At 32.0% G+C, this 16843-nt stretch carries 15 protein-coding genes; 1 reads left to right on the top strand and 14 read right to left on the bottom strand.

Features of this window, described 5'->3' with window-relative positions; genetic code table 11:
- Positions 1-359: 359 nt before the first annotated feature.
- The 6 genes from B3Y13_RS06125 to B3Y13_RS06150 form a co-directional block, all read right to left on the bottom strand.
- Positions 360-1394 (bottom strand): HNH endonuclease, encoded by a 1035-nt coding sequence (locus tag B3Y13_RS06125; RefSeq protein ID WP_296693340.1) that lies wholly within the window; start codon positions 1392-1394, stop codon positions 360-362.
- 13 nt (positions 1395-1407) lie between these two features.
- On the bottom strand, positions 1408-3441 hold the full coding sequence (locus tag B3Y13_RS06130; RefSeq protein WP_296693341.1) for an AAA family ATPase: 2034 nt from the start codon (positions 3439-3441) through the stop codon (positions 1408-1410).
- Between the two features lie 90 nt (positions 3442-3531).
- Positions 3532-4290: a glycosyltransferase family 2 protein gene (locus B3Y13_RS06135; RefSeq protein WP_296693343.1), complete on the bottom strand. Its 759-nt coding sequence runs from the start codon at positions 4288-4290 to the stop codon at positions 3532-3534.
- Positions 4291-4333: 43 nt separating this feature from the next.
- Positions 4334-5020 carry a glycosyltransferase family 2 protein gene (locus B3Y13_RS06140; protein ID WP_296693346.1) on the bottom strand — a complete coding sequence of 229 codons (687 nt, stop codon included), beginning with the start codon at positions 5018-5020 and terminating at the stop codon, positions 4334-4336.
- A 4-nt stretch (positions 5021-5024) separates the two neighbouring features.
- A complete protein-coding gene (locus B3Y13_RS06145) occupies positions 5025-5828 on the bottom strand; it encodes a glycosyltransferase (protein WP_296693350.1) in 804 nt (267 codons plus the stop codon).
- A gap of 7 nt (positions 5829-5835) precedes the next feature.
- A complete protein-coding gene (locus B3Y13_RS06150; protein WP_296693353.1) occupies positions 5836-6255 on the bottom strand; it encodes a hypothetical protein in 420 nt (139 codons plus the stop codon).
- A 370-nt stretch (positions 6256-6625) separates the two neighbouring features.
- On the opposite strand from B3Y13_RS06150, the gene B3Y13_RS06155 reads away from it, so the two are divergent.
- The gene (locus B3Y13_RS06155; RefSeq protein ID WP_296693356.1) at positions 6626-6979 is read left to right on the top strand and encodes a hypothetical protein; all 354 of its coding nucleotides are present in this window, start codon (positions 6626-6628) and stop codon (positions 6977-6979) included.
- Positions 6980-7138: 159 nt separating this feature from the next.
- Here the strand turns inward: B3Y13_RS06155 and B3Y13_RS06160 are convergent, their stop codons facing one another.
- The 8 genes from B3Y13_RS06160 to B3Y13_RS06195 all read right to left on the bottom strand — a co-directional run bounded on the left by B3Y13_RS06160 (position 7139) and on the right by B3Y13_RS06195 (position 16815).
- Positions 7139-8335, bottom strand: coding sequence for an HNH endonuclease (locus B3Y13_RS06160; RefSeq protein WP_296693358.1), 1197 nt, complete (start codon positions 8333-8335; stop codon positions 7139-7141).
- A complete protein-coding gene (locus B3Y13_RS06165; RefSeq protein WP_296693361.1) occupies positions 8332-9312 on the bottom strand; it encodes a glycosyltransferase family 2 protein in 981 nt (326 codons plus the stop codon). Before B3Y13_RS06165 ends, B3Y13_RS06160 begins: the two co-directional genes overlap by 4 nt.
- A 132-nt stretch (positions 9313-9444) precedes the next feature.
- Entirely contained in the window at positions 9445-11931 is a 2487-nt protein-coding gene (locus tag B3Y13_RS06170) for an SIR2 family protein (protein ID WP_296693363.1), read from the bottom strand.
- A gap of 238 nt (positions 11932-12169) precedes the next feature.
- On the bottom strand, positions 12170-12610 hold the full coding sequence (locus B3Y13_RS06175) for a GNAT family N-acetyltransferase (protein WP_296693366.1): 441 nt from the start codon (positions 12608-12610) through the stop codon (positions 12170-12172).
- On the bottom strand, positions 12591-13814 hold the full coding sequence (locus B3Y13_RS06180; RefSeq protein ID WP_296693368.1) for an ATP-grasp domain-containing protein: 1224 nt from the start codon (positions 13812-13814) through the stop codon (positions 12591-12593). Before B3Y13_RS06180 ends, B3Y13_RS06175 begins: the two co-directional genes overlap by 20 nt.
- Positions 13811-14983 carry a pyridoxal phosphate-dependent aminotransferase gene (locus tag B3Y13_RS06185; RefSeq protein ID WP_296693371.1) on the bottom strand — a complete coding sequence of 391 codons (1173 nt, stop codon included), beginning with the start codon at positions 14981-14983 and terminating at the stop codon, positions 13811-13813. The genes B3Y13_RS06180 and B3Y13_RS06185 overlap by 4 nt, the downstream gene beginning before the upstream one ends.
- Positions 14984-15034: 51 nt before the next feature.
- On the bottom strand, positions 15035-15700 hold the full coding sequence (locus tag B3Y13_RS06190) for a hypothetical protein (protein WP_296693373.1): 666 nt from the start codon (positions 15698-15700) through the stop codon (positions 15035-15037).
- On the bottom strand, positions 15697-16815 hold the full coding sequence (locus B3Y13_RS06195) for a DegT/DnrJ/EryC1/StrS family aminotransferase (protein ID WP_296693375.1): 1119 nt from the start codon (positions 16813-16815) through the stop codon (positions 15697-15699). The genes B3Y13_RS06190 and B3Y13_RS06195 overlap by 4 nt, the downstream gene beginning before the upstream one ends.
- Between the last annotated feature and the right edge of the window lie 28 nt (positions 16816-16843).

The following is a 16843-nucleotide window of genomic DNA, read 5'->3' on the forward strand; positions in this document are numbered from 1 at the left end:
AAAGCAAATATGAAATAAAAATTAACTACTCGCAGCTGAAAGTATGCCCCTGCACTTTCTTCACGAACTCATAGTCAATCGTGCGACGCAAGCCTTCTTCAAGTTCAACCGGGGCGACAAAGCCTGTCTTTGGAACTCTTGACGACTTGAAGTAAGTGTTCGTGCAAACAAGTTTGCCTACAGAATTTCTTTACACGGATTGAGTTGATTGCGAACTTTTTGTGCAGGATGAACGCAAGCAGATCGAAACATTTTCCGCCGAAGTATGCAAGGCCAGTACGGAAAATGCACAAGATGCTTTTTTGGCTTTCCAAGGTGCTTGTAGCAGTCAAGGACAAGGTGGTTCATATCGTAGAATTTCATTCAATTTGAGAGTCAATATCATTATAGATTTTTTGAAATATTTGTCTTTCTTGATTTCTAAAACATTTATTAAAAATAGCTTCATTTAAATTGTTTGCTTCATTTATTCCATGTATATTTGCATAACATAAAAAATATGAATCAGGATATTTTCTTAATTTATCGATATATGCTAAAAACTCTTTTTTATGATATTCATATCGTTTTATAATATCAAAAGCAGTTGCTTCTTTTTCGAATAAAATTGACTTTTTCTCATCAAGTTTTTCAAATTCGATATCAAAAGAATCCTTCATTTCTGAAAATGAAAAACTCTTTGTGGCTTGCTGATATAATATTTTCTTTGGAATTATTCTGAATCTTAAATAATCAATATATTTATAATTTTCATTGGATGGGAACAACGTCTCCAATTGTTCTTCATTGCATTCCTTGTAATATTCACCAGCCTGTTTTATTCTTGAATTACATACTTGGCAACTTGGCACAAAATTATATAAGCTCAAGGAAAACAATGGGCATCTTGATTTAGGAATAAAATGATCAATATCAAACTGACTTTTTTTCATATTCCCAATTTCATATGAATTTATATAAGTTTTATTGCAATAAAAGCAAGTATTGATATTTATTATTTTTTCATTATCCGGCAGTGTAAAAAATTGTGCGATACTTCTAGAAAATTTTGAAAAATCTAAGAGAAGGTGTTTTCCATTTTTTGCACCGTAAACCATTCCAAATTCTTTATCGACAGTCTTTCTAAAGTTTTCATTCTTCTTATATGCTATATATATTGAAGCAATTTCTCTTGGTGATAATATTAATAATTTTTCAAAGTTTTCAGGAAAATCAGAAACATAACTTCCAAAGTTTTCATAAATTCTTTTAATTTTGGAATCTATTAAACTATATAATTTTACCAATTTCGCATTTTTTCGTGATTTTACATGAATCTTTTTCGCAATTTCTTTTATTAGAGAAAAATACCTTTCTTCAAATTTTCTTCTTTGTCCTATATCTTTATAAAACAAATCTATATATACTCTAAACATTGATAAATTCTTTCCTCTTCTTGTTCAGCATATAAGTTAATGTATTTTTAAAATATGAATCTCCCAAATTGTTTATGATAGAATCATATATTCGAATTTTTTCTTCTATATCCTCATGACTTGTTTCATTTTTACAAAAAGAAATAATCTCATTTATTCTATTTTTTGCAATTTCCCCAATAGGTGCTGTCATAAAAAATTGCTTTTGCAATAAATCATATATATTAGCAGCAAAAGTTTGGTCTTCAAACAAATTTTTTGTCTGAATCTCTCCATTATCCAACAAGAGAACATTCTGAAGCGGAACATCACTTAATATATAAGGAGAATGCGTTGCTATAAGAATTTGAATTTGTGTTTTAGTATTAAAATTACAATTATTTATCATTTCAATAAGTCTATATAAAAATAACCTTTGATACTCTGGATGCATATATAGTTCCGCTTCATCAAAAATTAGAAAAAAATTTTTATAATTGGGATAATCAATGTTATTTTTATTTGTTAATTCAGTTTTATCACATTCAAGATTTTTTAAATGATAAAGAACATAACTAAAACTATTCAGCAGCTGCAATTCTCCACTGCTAAATGATGACAAATTTATTTCTTTTTTTGTAAATTCATCTTCAAATATTAAATCTGTTTCAAAAATTGACGGTGGTAACTGCAAAAAATAATCATCAATACATTTCTCTTCACCACAAGAAATTTCTGCTATTTTCTTATAATTAGTTTCATACAAACCATTTTCATATCTATAATCTAAAGAGAAGAAATTAAAACACTGCCTAAGTTTTAAGGTAATGAATGTATTATCTTTTAATATTTCGTCTAATACTTCATCTGCAAATTGTTCATTTTTTCTAAAATTAATATATTTTATAAATAATCCATAATGAGCACAAGTTTTTAATGTCTTAAAAGCCAAATAATGCAGCAGAGTATCTACCATCTCTTTATCAATATCAAATTCCGAAAAATCTTTTTTCTCATTTTTTTGTAAAATTCTTTTTGCCCAAGAATTCTTTAGAGAATTAAAATATTCATCATATTTTAGTTGATTGCAAATTAAGTTTTTTCCATATTTCTCCATAGTTTTTAAATCAGTATTTAAAAAATCATTTATTTTATTTTGTAATTCTTCGAACAATACCTTAATTTCTTCCGCGCCATGATTCTCAATGTAAGTTTTATCAAATCGATAAGATACTTTTAATGGTATTTTATTTTTAATAATTTTATGATTTCCATTCTGGTAATTATATAAAAAAATTTGAAGTGCAATATTTCTTTGTCTTGCTAAGTCTCGTTCATTATCTATTAAAATTACTCCATTAGAATCCCTATAAGGTAATAAAACTATTGGAGTTATATAAGCGTCGTTTTTATGAAAAATTCCTTCCGGATAAAAATCATTAGTTTCAAAATCTTCAGGATTAAAAGAGTGCATACTATAATTAGTTACAATTGTATAAAATAAATCTTGTAATTTTGACAAAGAAAAGTTTTCACCATTGAGACTAGAGGCAACATTAAAAATACCTTTGTTATTTTTGACTGATATTTCTAATTCCTTTTCTTTTGGAAGTTTCACAATAAGTTTTTTACTATCAATATTTTTTATATATCCGACATACTCTTTTCCATCATCTTGCAAAATCGAAAAATATAAAGCAGCAGAAAATCCTGAAGAATATATTAAATCACAGCCATTATATGGAAATATAGACTTAATACAAAACGCGAAATTATTTATAATTCTATAAAGAACATCTAATAATGTTGATTTTCCAGAACCATTTTTTCCAACAATACAACTTATATTTATATTTGTATTGGAGTTCTTAAATTTATAAAAATTATCTGATACATAAAATACGATATGAGAATCAATTTTTGGAGGTTTCTCGCAAGAATCATAACCACAAAATGAATACCATCCGTTAAAATTTGAGTTCTTATGCTTTAAATTCTTAAAAATATTTTTTTTATCGTTTAATAATTCTATACCAATAATATGCATATCTTAAAAGCTCCTCATTTTTATGTTCTATCTATTTGCAACTTTTCTCATTAGCTTCAAGCCCTTTTATCTCTCCCAACGCCCTCTCATTCATATTGGCAACTTTTTATCTAAAACAAAAAATTGCGGAGTCTTTCTTAACTTTTTCAAAATCACTGTATACCAATGCTTTTTTAGACCGTTTACTTTCCATGCTAATGAGTCGTTTTTTATTCCGGCAACTCTTGATTTTATTCCATTATTGCTTGTGCCGCCGGCTTCCATGCAGGTTATGATTTTATCTAGCCAGAATGAAGAGAGTTTTTCTTTTTCAAAAAAGCGGAGCATAAGCTCGTAGTCGGCATTTATTCCGCAGTCGAGCCTGAAAACTCCGTTATTTTTATAGACTTCAGCTTTTACAAACAGAGCAGGATGAGGCGGCATCCAGCCAAATTTAAATGTTCTTGGCTTTCCGCTCTTCCAATAGCGATACGGTTTATTATTCTTCACATAAAGAAGATTTCCAAACACCATCTCAACATTGTTCTGTTCAAATACACTTATAATAGACGAAAGTGAATCAGTTGATGCATAATAATCATCAGAATTCAAAATTCCGACAACATCTCCAGTCGCCATAGAAATTCCTTTGTTCATGGCATCATAAATTCCCCTGTCCTTTTCGCTTACAAAGTGTATGCAAGGATTTTTTTCCGCATAGTTTTTTATAATGCCAAGCGTTCCGTCCTTTGAAGCTCCGTCAATAATAAGATATTCAAGGTCGATATTTTTTTGCGCAAGAACGGATTTTATCGTCCGCTCGATTGTTGCCTCGCTATTGAAGCAGACTGTGATGATTGAGATTTTCATGATTTTTTTAGAGTCCTGTTTGTATAAAATTTGTTTTTAATATCTATATGTTTTTTAGAATTATTATTCTGTCAGATATTCTTGAAAGCAGTTTTCGATGGCTGTGTTCGGATGTTATGCTTGCATTATTTCCATGACGGCGATAGTGAATAAGCTTGTCTTCTATAAATTTTATTCTATAGCCATTGAACGCCGCAAAGTTTCCAATATAAATGTCATGCATAGGAAGCTCTTTCGGAAAAGGCAATAAGGCTTCGCAAAGTTTTTTAGAAAAACACATACAGCACCCAAGATAGCCGTTTTTCAGAAGGTTATAGAACTTTCCTTTTTTGGTATGGTTCAGCTTGAAAAAAGATTTTGCAGTCTGAATTCCGTTTCCGTCAACAATGTCTGCATCGTGAATCAGAATGTCGCAGTCTTTAAGTTTTTCCATGCAGACTGAAACCTTGTCCACCGTCCATTCATCGTCCTGGTCAGAAAGAAAGATAAAGTCGCCTTTTGCGTTTTTCAGGGCATTTTCAAGATTGTAAACCGGAGAATGAAAAGAATTATTTTCTAGCAGATGAATGCGGCTGTCGTTGAAAGATTTTATTATCTCAACAGTTTTGTCAGTTGAAGAGTCGTCGGAAATAACAATCTCGTCATCGTTTCCAAGCTGAGAGAGAATAGACTCCAGCTGAATCCGTATGAATTTTTCGCCGTTGTAAGTCGGCATACAGACAGAAATCATAAATTTATTTGTTCCTTAGTAAAGTGAGTAGAAATGAAAGATTTTTGTGAATCAGAGAAAGTTTTATTGCTCTTGGAAAAATAACCAGTTTATAGCTTTTATCAAACCATTTTTTGTAGAAAACTTTTGCATCTTTCATATAAATGCAGAACCGTGAAAAATCCTGCTTATATGTATTTTTTGTAACTCCAGAAAAGTTCTGATTTAAAACAACTTCCTTGCATATTTTTATTTTGAATCCATTTTTTTTCGCGCTTATAACAAAATCATGGTCAACAAAATCCAAGAACATATTTTCATCATATTTTATCTTGGCAAAAACACTGCGTTTTATGCACATTCCTGAATTTATAAAAGAATAAGCAAAAATGTTCTTTTCGTTTATTTCAGAAATTGAAGCAATGTGCCTGAATTTCGTTCCGCACGCAATGCTTGGAGACATAACGCCGACAGAATCAAGAACAATGGGACAAATTATGTCAGCGTCTTTGTTTTCTGAAATAAAATTTTCATATTGAAACTGCAGATTCTGCGGAATTACAGTGTCCTGATCAAAAATCACGACAAAATCATTCGCATTTAATTTCAAATTTTCAACTGCGGAATTATAAGCCTTTGAAAGCCCTTTGTTTCCGTGCATATCAAGATAAAAAAAATTGTCATTTTTTAAATTTTCTGCAAACGAAACATTAAAGCTTTTTATTTCTGCGTCAGTAGAATTATCGCAAAAGACAATTCTTCCATTAAGCATAGAAAATTTTTCCGCAGAAATTTTCTGGTTGTAGAGTACTATTATGAAAGTGAGCATAGAATTTTTAGAGGGTTATAGATTTTTTATTGTTAGATTTTTCAATATATTTCACAGAAGATTTGTCTGAAACAAGCAAAATATAAACTGCAATTACAAGCATTCCTGTCGAATTAAAAATCAAAGGATTTGTAAACGCATTTATATAGTAAAATAAGAACGGAATAATATACTTTAAACTGATTTTTTTCTGAGGAAGAGCGATAATAAAAATAAACAGGATGCAGCCGAATATTCCCCAGTAACGCAAAATGTCAAAAAATGTGGCTTCTGTCTGCCAAACTACCCTGTTAAATCCTTTTGAATAATATGACGAGCCTGTACCTTGCCCGAACAAAAGTATAGACGGATGCTCGTTAACAAGTTCATTAAAGGATTCTATATGTCCAATCTTTACAGAGTTAGATTCTTCTTTTGTATCAAACACATTTGTACTTGCTAATAAAAAAGACAATGCAAAGGCTGCTGCAATTGTAAAAAGAAAAAAGAACTTTCTGTATGTCTTTTTATTTATATTAAAGAAGCATATCAAGTAAATTGATAAGAAAGAAAATAGAATAAGTCCTCTTGAAGCTGACAAAAGAATAGCAGCTCCTGTTAATCCAGTAAAAGCAAAGAACTTGAATTTTCTCTTGTCGCAAAAATCTATAAAATACAACGAAAATGTAATAAGCAATATCGGAGAAGTTCTGAAATGTATCATTGTAAGCCTTATTGAACCAAAGGTTCTTTCTCCAAGAAAACCGGAATTCAGTTTTAAGAACAAAACGTTTGCTCCGATACTAAGGGGCTTTGAAATGATAGGAAGTACAGCCAGTAAAATTACAGCTAAAGAAAGTATACATCCCATTATTTTTATGCATTTCACACCGTCCACCGTATCTTTTAAGAAAATGCAAAGCAAAAAAGGCAAGCAGGATGTTATCAAAAAAATAGGATTTCCGTTGCTATCAGACAATGAAAAAATTGCTCCTTCTAGTAGTATAGAAAACAACAAAAAAAATCTTTCAATATTGCAATTATTAAACTTAAAGTCTCTTTGCAAAAAAACAAAAATAATGGATATTGCAAGCAACATTGCGAACACAATTTTCTTACTGAGAATTAAATCTGCAGCAGGCAGCAATAAACAGAGAAATGTATATATGTAAAATAAAAAATTGATTATTTTTTTCATATCTTTTTAATTCAGATTTATATTTTCATTTCACACTTTTGTTTTATATCTAACTAATGATGAATGAAAAATATAGAAGAGGAGATATTATTTTTGTATTAATTTGCCTTATGTATGTCATTTTTGTAAATCACTATTTTTTTTGCAATCCCATCAATTTACAAAACTTATAATATCCATAAATTTTGTAACATTTATTATCCGAATGCGCAGAGATAACCGAAGCAATTTTATTCGGATATATACATTTTTTTCCATTTATTTTTATGTACTTTTTATAAAAATCATTAAGTTTTTCAGAATTCTGGTTTTCATAAAAATAAAAAAGATCTAAGAAATTTAAATTGCGAGAACGCTTTATATGAATAAGGTCTTTAGGCAAAATACAATTTCTCATTGTTTCATAATAATCGATTTCATAAGTGGATTTTCTATAATTTTCAAAGGCTTGTTTTGATACAGCTTCAAACAAATTATTAAAATCTTCATTTACATCACCTGTATTTTTTAAGTTTTTTTTCACTTCTTTTACATCTATTCCATAAGAACCCGAAATTATATCCATATCTTCCCTGGAGCGAATTTCAAAACTTTTCTTAATATTTTCTTCATCAAGCACTTCTTTAGTTATTTTTTGACAGAAAATTTCATCAACTTGACTTCCTGTATACTCTTTAGATAACAAAATATAGAATTGAAATGTACTGAACAATTCTATATAAGTAAACAAAAATTTATCACAATTAAACAATCTAACCAGATGAAACATAGCGTCCGTATTAGATTCCATAAAAACATCAAAAGAAGTTAATGGAATAAATGGAATTATTGTTATTTTTTCTTTTATAGTCTTATTATGAATGTCAAAAATTTCATCTAGTGCAGTCGTTGATAGACCTTTTTCTATTGCAAAATCAAATGAGATTTTCGCAAGACCTCTTTTAAATGCATTATTATCAAGATTAAATTTACACGCTAATATCTTATGTTTTTCTGGATCATATATTATAGTTTTCTTATTCTCATCAAACATTGAAGTAATTTTTCCATTCTTTATGTTTGCTTCATATATTTTTTTACTGAATTTATCAAAAACAAATCCAGAGTAACTTCCACCTTTAGTTTTTCTATCTCTATCAATTTTTACAAAGTCTTGTATCGGCTGAAATATTTTTACAAAATTACTGTCTATAGTAGTACCAAAATTACTATTACATTGCTTGCAAAAAATATTTTTGCTAGTTAACCGCCCTCCAATTGCATTTGGTATAATATGCTCAATAGAGGTATTTTCTCCTGTTAATTCAACACCACAAATACAACAATTCATAAATTCCTCCATTTAATCATCAAAAGTCCAAACAAAATCTCAAACGAGCAAATCAGTTCATAAGCTCTAACCTTGAAAGTCTGTTCTCTGCTTTGTAAAAATTCTTTCTTGGCAGCTTTTCTGTCACTATTCCGCAAATAGATATACGCTAAAACTAAATGCTCATCAAAAGCAGGAATCGTTCTATTCAGATATTTTTCTGAAAAAAAGTTCTTTATTTCCCAGTAGGACTTTTCAAAAACCAGCTGCTTTTTTATATCCTTGCTATGGCTCGCCGAATTCTCCAGCACTCTATAAACACTTGTAACTTTATCAATAAATTTTATTCTGCTTTCATGTGCGAAATACAACCACATAGGATAATCGCCCATCAGCCAGCCTTTGTCTTGCGGATATATTTCTTTCAAGTAACTGTTTAGCAAGTCTTTTCTAAAAACGGTTGTGAGTGTTGGAACTCTATTTCCATTAAAAAGCAAGTCTTCAAAATCTTTTACATAAAAGCCAAATTTTGTTCTGGAAAACTTCATTTTTTTCTGAATAAACTGTTTTGCCTTTGTGTAGCACATCCCATACTCAGGATTATTCTCCAGACAATCCACCTGCATCTGCAGCTTGTTCCCGTCAATCCAGTAGTCGTCGCCTTCGCACATTGCAATATACTTGCCTTTCGCACGCGGAAAATTCCAAGTTTCAGAAATCTCACGCTTTCCTTGCGAATACTGGTTTTCTTTCTGATAAATCGGTTTGATAATTTTTGGAAACTTTGCTTCATAGTCGCGGATAATGTCAGCGGTGTTATCTGTAGAAGCGTCATCGTGCATCAGAACCTCAAACGGAAAACTTGTTCTCTGCATCAAAAAGCCGTCAAGTGCCTGCGCGATATATGGCTCATGGTTATAAGTTATGCAGCACACGGAGACAAGCGGAATCTCTCCGTTCCAGTTCTGCATAATTTGCTCTTGAGTAGTGTCAATCATTATTAAATTCTTCCTGTTTTTTTTATTATCTAAATCATCTGAAAAATAACCGAAACTCTTGTCAATTTTTGTATTTCATTTGAATTTTTATAAGTTTTGAATTTATTTTTCTGAATGATAGTCACTGATTTTTTACCAATTACTATTTGACGTAATAATTAATCTAGTTTTATTTAATATTTCTTGCCAAAAACTTTTCTGTTGTTTATTCAATTTCTCAACTAAATTGTTTGCCAAAAATGAGTCCATAAAATTTTTTATTCCAATTGATTTATTGTTGTCTCTTCTATAATCATCATTATTGTATGGAGAAGATAAAGCTATATCTATTGAGTTAATAGCTTCAAAAATATTATCCTTATTGACATAGTTTTCAGCCTTACAAATATCACAATAGATAGTTGCAAAAGTATATTGAATATGAGCAAGAGTAATAGAAAGATTTTCATTTCGGGAATTTTCCAATATGACTTCAACTTGACTTTGCGAAACTTTTACATTATTTAGAGCAATCTGCAAATATTTCAATTTATCAGAATTATTCTTTAAGGTTCTGCTATAATGCAGGCAACTTTTTGCATACTGATGCATATATTGATAATCTTCTGCAACAATATCTTTTAAGTTTCCATAAATTTCCATAATAAATTCTGCAAAATCATGTCTTTTTGTATTGGTATTTTGTAAAAATGTATTATTTATTACATCAAATAAAATGAAGTCTTTGTATTTTTTCGCAGCATCAATTTTATCATTAGATTTATTAACACATTGCCATACCAAATACCTATAAGAATTTATAACAAGCTCTTTTCTTCCTATACTATCTACAAAAGTGCCCAATTCTCTCGTTAACCAATATTTTGAATTTATAACTATTTTTGATTGTGAATTCGAAGATGCTTTTTTCTCAAAATTAAATTCATCACAAACTTCAAATATCATTTGATATTTTGATATAAACAAATATGCTTCTTGTGCTATATCAAAAAAAACTAAATCATAACTTGTAATTTTTTCTTTGGCAGCAATAATTATTAGAAATGTCATTACTTTTTCAGAATTACATTTAAGAACCTCTGAATTAAATTTACTTTTTTTATTCATTATATCTGCGACAATAATCAAATTGTCAAGAATAGTCTTCTTAAAAGAAAAATTAGGAATAGTCAATTTTGATAATTTTGTATTAATCAAATAAGTTTCTTTATCAGATAATTTATTCGAAATTTCATAACGTTGAATTGCACTATCATTTAATTTGTTTTTCATAATAAGCATCTTTAGAACGCCGAAGAAATCAGAAGAATTATTTCCTAAAATTACCACTATATTAGTTTCATTCTGATGTATATTGCCGTAGAAATTTATAAGCTTTTTGAACTGTTCCCGTGTTATAGAGTTTATATCAAAAAGCACAATAGAATTTTTGAGTTTTAAAAGATAGTTAAACGCCTCTTCATTCAATGAAGAAAATCCATTAAATATAAAAACCTTTTTTGATGAATAAAAATCATTATAAATATCAAATAATAAATAACTTCTCCCAGATATTTTATTTCCACACACCAAATGTATTGTATTACTTTTAAAATTTTTTACAATTTTTTGTTTTATTTCGCGATTTATAAAGTAAGCAGGAATAGTTATTTCATTATACTTATTATCATATAAATTTTTACCAAAATAAAAATATTTCTCATTCTCGTCATTCTGAACTTCACTAATTTTTATATTAGGGTATTTAAAAATATCTGTAGACGATGTTTTTTTTGATTCAATATAAGCCTCATAAATATCTCTATAAAAATCATCATAACTTTTTGAAATTATTACATCAGTTATATTATATTGTTCTAATTCTGTTTTTCTATATTCATCAGGTTCAGAATCGGATATAAAAATCCTCTTAACATTTAAATATTTTTTATCGTCAGGTATCACATTTTGAATAGATAATAAATCAAGCTCATCATCAAAACTACAACCAAGTATAATAAAATTACAATAAAACCAATCATGTTTTAATTTTGTAAGAAGTAAATCATTTTTTTTCAAACTAGATAAATATTCTTCAGAAGTGAAAACTTTTAGACTTTCACCATCTTTATATTTTATGTAATCAGAAACATCACCATGAAGCTTAATTACACATTTCTCCTCATCAAAAATTTGAGAATAAACTTTTCTGTTTGCAACTACAACTTCCTTAAATTCACTACTATTTTCAATAGCATCGTCAAAATTCAAAGAATAGATATAAGACCAATCTATTTTCAAAAAATTTGTATAAGGTTCTTTCAACAGAACACCTTTAAAATTCTCTCTCAAAATTTTACGTTTTACTTCATCTGTTATCTTCTTACACCCTTCATAGAAAGTGCAAACTTTTGAAAATTTATCATTATTAAGTTTTTTTAATGTTTCACAGGTAAAAGCAGATTCTTCTTTTAATTTATTTAGCATTATAGTTTTATATTCTGTTCCAGAAGGAACTTTTCCATTACTTCTAGTTTCTGCTCCTTTTGAAAATCCAGAGCCTAGTAATGGAAGAAGTTTTTTATTTCTAAGACAATCCACTATTTCATCTTTTAAGTCAGAAAACGTACAAACATTCAATTTAGAACCTCTTTTGTCTTATTTTTTTTATATTTGCAAATAACAACAAAATAACAGTAAAGATGTCATCACATATCAAGACTACAAGTGCTCTTATGTTTCAGTATTTTGTTACTACCTCAGCACTTTTTTTCATGGAATTTTCAAATTTTTATCTTGTTTATCAAAAACTTTTTAAGAATTACTTAAAATTCTTCAAAAGAATTTCTTTCAGGAACTTCATATAGTTAATTTTTTATCAGCTGATAATTTTTCTCATATGATGACTTTGGAATTCTGTTCTCTTACCAATAAATACAAATCCATTTTTTTTATAAAAACTAATTGCCTTTTCATTTTCATCATCAACTTCAAGTTCTATCGCAACTCTATTTGTTTTCTTTGCAATTTCAACACATTTGTCTAACAAATTTTGACCGACACCTTTTCCTTGAAATCTTTCTTTTACAGCTAATTGAGAAATATAAGCAGTTTTTGAATCATCATCATTGTTATAAAAACAAATAAAGCCACAAATTTCACCGTCTAAAACTGAATAATACACATTTGCAAATTTTTCTAATTTTTCTGCATATTCTGACAAATTTGAAATTCTAGTAGTTAAAGGAGGACTAAAAACATTCTTCATCTCTTCAAGAAGATGTTCTATTTCTTCTTTTTTAGATACTAGTTCTATCATTGTTTTTGTCCACCATAACTTTTATATAATCATCCATATCTTCTATCATTTCAAACATTTGCGTAGTATTTTCATACTTAACTATCAATTCCCCTATACAGTCCTGTGCATCCCGAAATTTATGAACTTTATCTCCTGCCTTTATATCAGTTACATATTCAACAAGATTATTTCTCTTAAATTTTTCATCAACCCAAACATCCCTAAACCTTCCTGTTGTATTTGAATGAACCATATAATTTGACCAGCATCCATGAGCTTCTTTCATTTTTAACTCAGAGCAATCCTCTCCCATGGCAGCTTTTATGACATATGTAACCATATTTACACCTGTTGCATATTCTGTAATCTGGGGAATCAAACTGCCTCCACTTCTAGCTCCCAGTTCCAATATATAAACCTTGTCATCTTGCCCGACAATTGCTTCAACATTATACGCATTTGATTTCATATTTAGGCTAGAAATAAGCCTTTGAAGATCTTGTTCAAGAATATCAATATACTTTTTGTCCATCATAAAAGGCCAACATTCACCCAACGGGGCAAAATTTTTGCTTACATTATTACTGTAATATTCATTTCCAAAACAATGAAATACAAGTTTTCCGTCAACGCTAAAAGCATCTCCTGATATTTGATAGCCTTTTTTTTCGATAAATTCTTCAATCAAAAAACGTTTATCACGAGAATAACTAAGCGCATCATCAACAAATGTTCTTAGTTGAGTCCAATCTGTAAGTTTGTTAATACCTTTGCTGCCAGAAGAATCTACAGGTTTCACCATCACAGGAAGCTTAAAATTATCAATATCCGCTAATGCATCCTCATATTTTGTATATCCTCTTGCTTTAGGGACATTAAATCCATTTTCTGTTAGATATTTTCTAAAAAGGTCTTTTTTAGAAAGAATTTCAACCGACTTAAATGGACTTGTTGGCAATCCGAGCTGTTCACAAACATATGCGGCAGTAGGAGCAGCTGGATCAGAAGCATATGCGACAACTCCGTCAACTTTTAGTTTTTTTGCTAATGCTAACACAGCATCTTTATCTGTTGTACTTACATTATAGTATTCGTTAGCAAATTTATGTCCAGGATTATTAGGCAAGTAGTCACATGTGATAACATAATAGCCAAGACGAACAGCCTCCTTTATTGCATATGTTTGGTATAAAGAACCTCCAAGCATCAAAATTTTTTTCATTTTTTATTCTCCAAAAAGGCAACCATAAAACTATTTATTCTTTTCAGCCCTTCTTCAATTTTTTCTGCCTCAAGAGTAAAGGCAATTCTTACATAGCCATCACAATTTTTCCCGTAAGCAATTCCAGGAACAACTGCAACATGAACACTTTCTAGAAGCCTTTCAGCAAAATCAATTGAATTCATATTTGTTTTAGAAATATCAACCATAAGATAAAAAGTTGCTTCAGGAGTTATACAGGACAGTCCAGAAATTTTATTAATACCATAAACCAATTGATTTCTTCTCAGAGAGAAAATTTTCTTCATGTTTTCAGAATAATCTGTTTTGCTACTAAACGCCTCAATTGCAGCGTATTGAGATGGCAAAGGAGCACAAGCACAAATGTTTTCTTGAAGCTTTACCATTGCATCAATAATCTCATGAGGTGCCAAAACATAACCAATTCTATAGCCTGTCATACAAAATTCTTTAGAAAAACTGTTGACAAGAATTGTTCTCTCTCTCATTCCTTCATATGAAACAATGCTTTTGAAAGAACAATTATCATATATTAAGCACTTATACACTTCATCAGAAATTACAACTAAATCATTTTCTATAGCTAATTCAGCTATTTTCTTTATTTTTTCCTGAGAAACAACTTTTCCAGACGGATTTGCTGGAGAATTCAAGATAATTGCTTTTGTTTTCGGGGTAATCGCCCTTTTTATTTTTTCTATATCAATTTCTAATTTATTATCAGATTCTTCTCCTGTAATAACAGGAACACCACGACATAACTGAACCATCTGAACATAGTTGACGTAATACGGAGCAGGTATAACAACTTCGTCCCCATTATCAAGCAATGCCAACAAAGCTAAAAACAACCCCTCCATAGCTCCAACTGTAACTATGCACTCTGAATTTGGATCATATTTTAAACCTTCTCTGCTTTTATACTTTTTACAAATAGCCTGTCTAAGCTCTAATAATCCTGCATTTTGTGAATATCTAGTCTTGCCATTGTTTATAGCAGTACAGGCAGCTTTTTTTATAGCGTCGTTAGGCTGGACATCGGGATCTCCTAATGTAAAATCAATGACATCAGGATAGTTTTTAGCTAAATTAAAGAGTCTCCGAGTAAGTGACGGAGCTACAGAATTCGCTATTGTCGATAATTTCATGCGGTCCTCCTGACAGGAAGGCCGCACATCTTTGTCCGCAGAAAGTTTACTCTACAGTTGTACCCCCCCGTCAAATTTCCGTTTATTTTGTGTTGTCCGGATTTCAGGCGTTCCCTTCACATAGGAATTGTCCGGAATATCCTGAACAACCGTGCTTCCTATTGTCACAAAGCAGTTGCCGCCGATTTTTGTATGCGGCTTTACGCAGCACATCGCGCCGAAGAAAGTTCCGCTTCCTACAGAGACATAGCCTGTAAGACGTGTTCCTGTGCTGAGCGTCACAAAATCTTCTATATAATTGTCATGCCCGATGTAGCCGTCCACGGTGACAAAACCGCCCACACTTGCATTCGCGCCGATTTTTGAGAAAGGGCAGACAATGCAGCCCTCTCCGATTTCTGCATATTCACTTATGACAGCAGAAGGATGAATCAGGGTTGCGAACCTTGCGCCTTTTGCCTTCAGCTTTCCTGCAAGAACATATTTTGCCGCAGGCTCGGCGGCTCCCATCAGGAATTCCTCGTTCTTATCCGGAACCCATCCGTCAACTGTTCCAAGAATGTCATATTCGCCGTCCGTAAGCTTTTTTATGTCGACACCGCTGTCCGCGATGAATCCTTTTATGATGAACGTCGGCGAGACTTTGTTTATGTCTTTCACGAACTGCAGGTAGTCACGCGCCGCGCTGCCTGCTCCCACGATTATAAGGTCTCTCATTTTCCGCACCTCACACATTCAATAACCCTCTCCACGTCCGAATCTTCCATGAACGCGTACATCGGAAGGCATATCACGCTTGATGCGAGCCTGTGCGCGACCGGAAGATTCTCAGGAGCGGCGGACTCAAGCCCGCGGTATGTGCTGAATTCGCTTATAAGAGGATAGAAGTATCTTCTGCCCAAAATGTTGTGCTCCTTGAGCCTTGCATAAAGCTCGTCGCGGCTCATTCCAAACTTCTCCTCATCCACAAAAAGCGGAAAGTAGCTATAGTTGTGGCGCACGCCGTCAATGTCACAAAGCCAGCGCAGCCCAGGAACATCTTTAAGGCCGTCGCGGTATTTATTCGCAGTGCTTTTCCGGCTTTCAATCGCCCTGTCCGCCTGCCTCAGGTTCAGAAGCCCGTAGGCGGCGCGGATCTCGTCCATCTTGCTGTTTATTCCCGGGGCAACGACCGTAACCTCGTCCGCAAAGCCGAAGTTCTTAAGATAGTCAATGCGTCTCTTTGTCGCCTCGTCGCGGCAGACCAGGGCGCCGCCCTCGACCGTGTTGTAGACCTTTGTGGCGTGGAAGCTGAGCGTGGAGATGTCGCCCTCCTCAAGAATTGATTTTCCGTTCACCTTTACGCCGAATGCGTGCGCCGCATCATAAATCACCTTGAGGCCGTACTTGTCCGCAATCTCCTTTATCCGCTTTGTGTCGCACGGAGTTCCGTAGACGTGGACAGGCATGATGGCAGTCGTCCTCGGAGTGATTGCCGCCTCGATTTTTTCCGGGTCGATATTTCCGGTCTCCTCGTCAACATCGACAAAGACAGGCTTTATTCCGTTCCACCAGATTGAGTGTGTAGTCGCCACAAAGCTGTACGGTGTCGTAATCACCTCGCCTGTGATGCGCAGGGCCTGCAGAGCCGTAATGAGCGGCAGAGTTCCGTTAGTAAAAAGGCTCAGGTACGGAACCCCTAGATACCCAGAAAGAGCCTTCTCCAGCTCCCTGTGGTAGAAGCCGTTGTTCGTGAGCCACTTGCGGCTCCAGATGTCCTCAAGATATTTCTCAAATTCCTTCAAATCCGGCAAAAGCGGACTTGTTACGGTTATTGTTTTTTCCTCACTCACTTTTGAGCTTCCTCTATAATTATAAAAA

Source organism: Treponema sp. UBA7567, assembly GCF_002476655.1.
GTDB lineage: Bacteria > Spirochaetota > Spirochaetia > Treponematales > Treponemataceae > Treponema_D.

Coding starts and splice junctions, on each gene's coding strand:
- B3Y13_RS06130 (WP_296693341.1), bottom strand. CDS start 3,441: ATGCATATTATTGGTATAGAATTATTAAACGATAAAAAAAATATTTTT.
- B3Y13_RS06135 (WP_296693343.1), bottom strand. CDS start 4,290: ATGAAAATCTCAATCATCACAGTCTGCTTCAATAGCGAGGCAACAATC.
- B3Y13_RS06140 (WP_296693346.1), bottom strand. CDS start 5,020: ATGATTTCTGTCTGTATGCCGACTTACAACGGCGAAAAATTCATACGG.
- B3Y13_RS06145 (WP_296693350.1), bottom strand. CDS start 5,828: ATGCTCACTTTCATAATAGTACTCTACAACCAGAAAATTTCTGCGGAA.
- B3Y13_RS06155 (WP_296693356.1), top strand. CDS start 6,626: ATGATAGGAAGTACAGCCAGTAAAATTACAGCTAAAGAAAGTATACAT.
- B3Y13_RS06160 (WP_296693358.1), bottom strand. CDS start 8,335: ATGAATTGTTGTATTTGTGGTGTTGAATTAACAGGAGAAAATACCTCT.
- B3Y13_RS06165 (WP_296693361.1), bottom strand. CDS start 9,312: ATGATTGACACTACTCAAGAGCAAATTATGCAGAACTGGAACGGAGAG.
- B3Y13_RS06175 (WP_296693366.1), bottom strand. CDS start 12,610: ATGATAGAACTAGTATCTAAAAAAGAAGAAATAGAACATCTTCTTGAA.
- B3Y13_RS06180 (WP_296693368.1), bottom strand. CDS start 13,814: ATGAAAAAAATTTTGATGCTTGGAGGTTCTTTATACCAAACATATGCA.
- B3Y13_RS06185 (WP_296693371.1), bottom strand. CDS start 14,983: ATGAAATTATCGACAATAGCGAATTCTGTAGCTCCGTCACTTACTCGG.
- B3Y13_RS06190 (WP_296693373.1), bottom strand. CDS start 15,700: ATGAGAGACCTTATAATCGTGGGAGCAGGCAGCGCGGCGCGTGACTAC.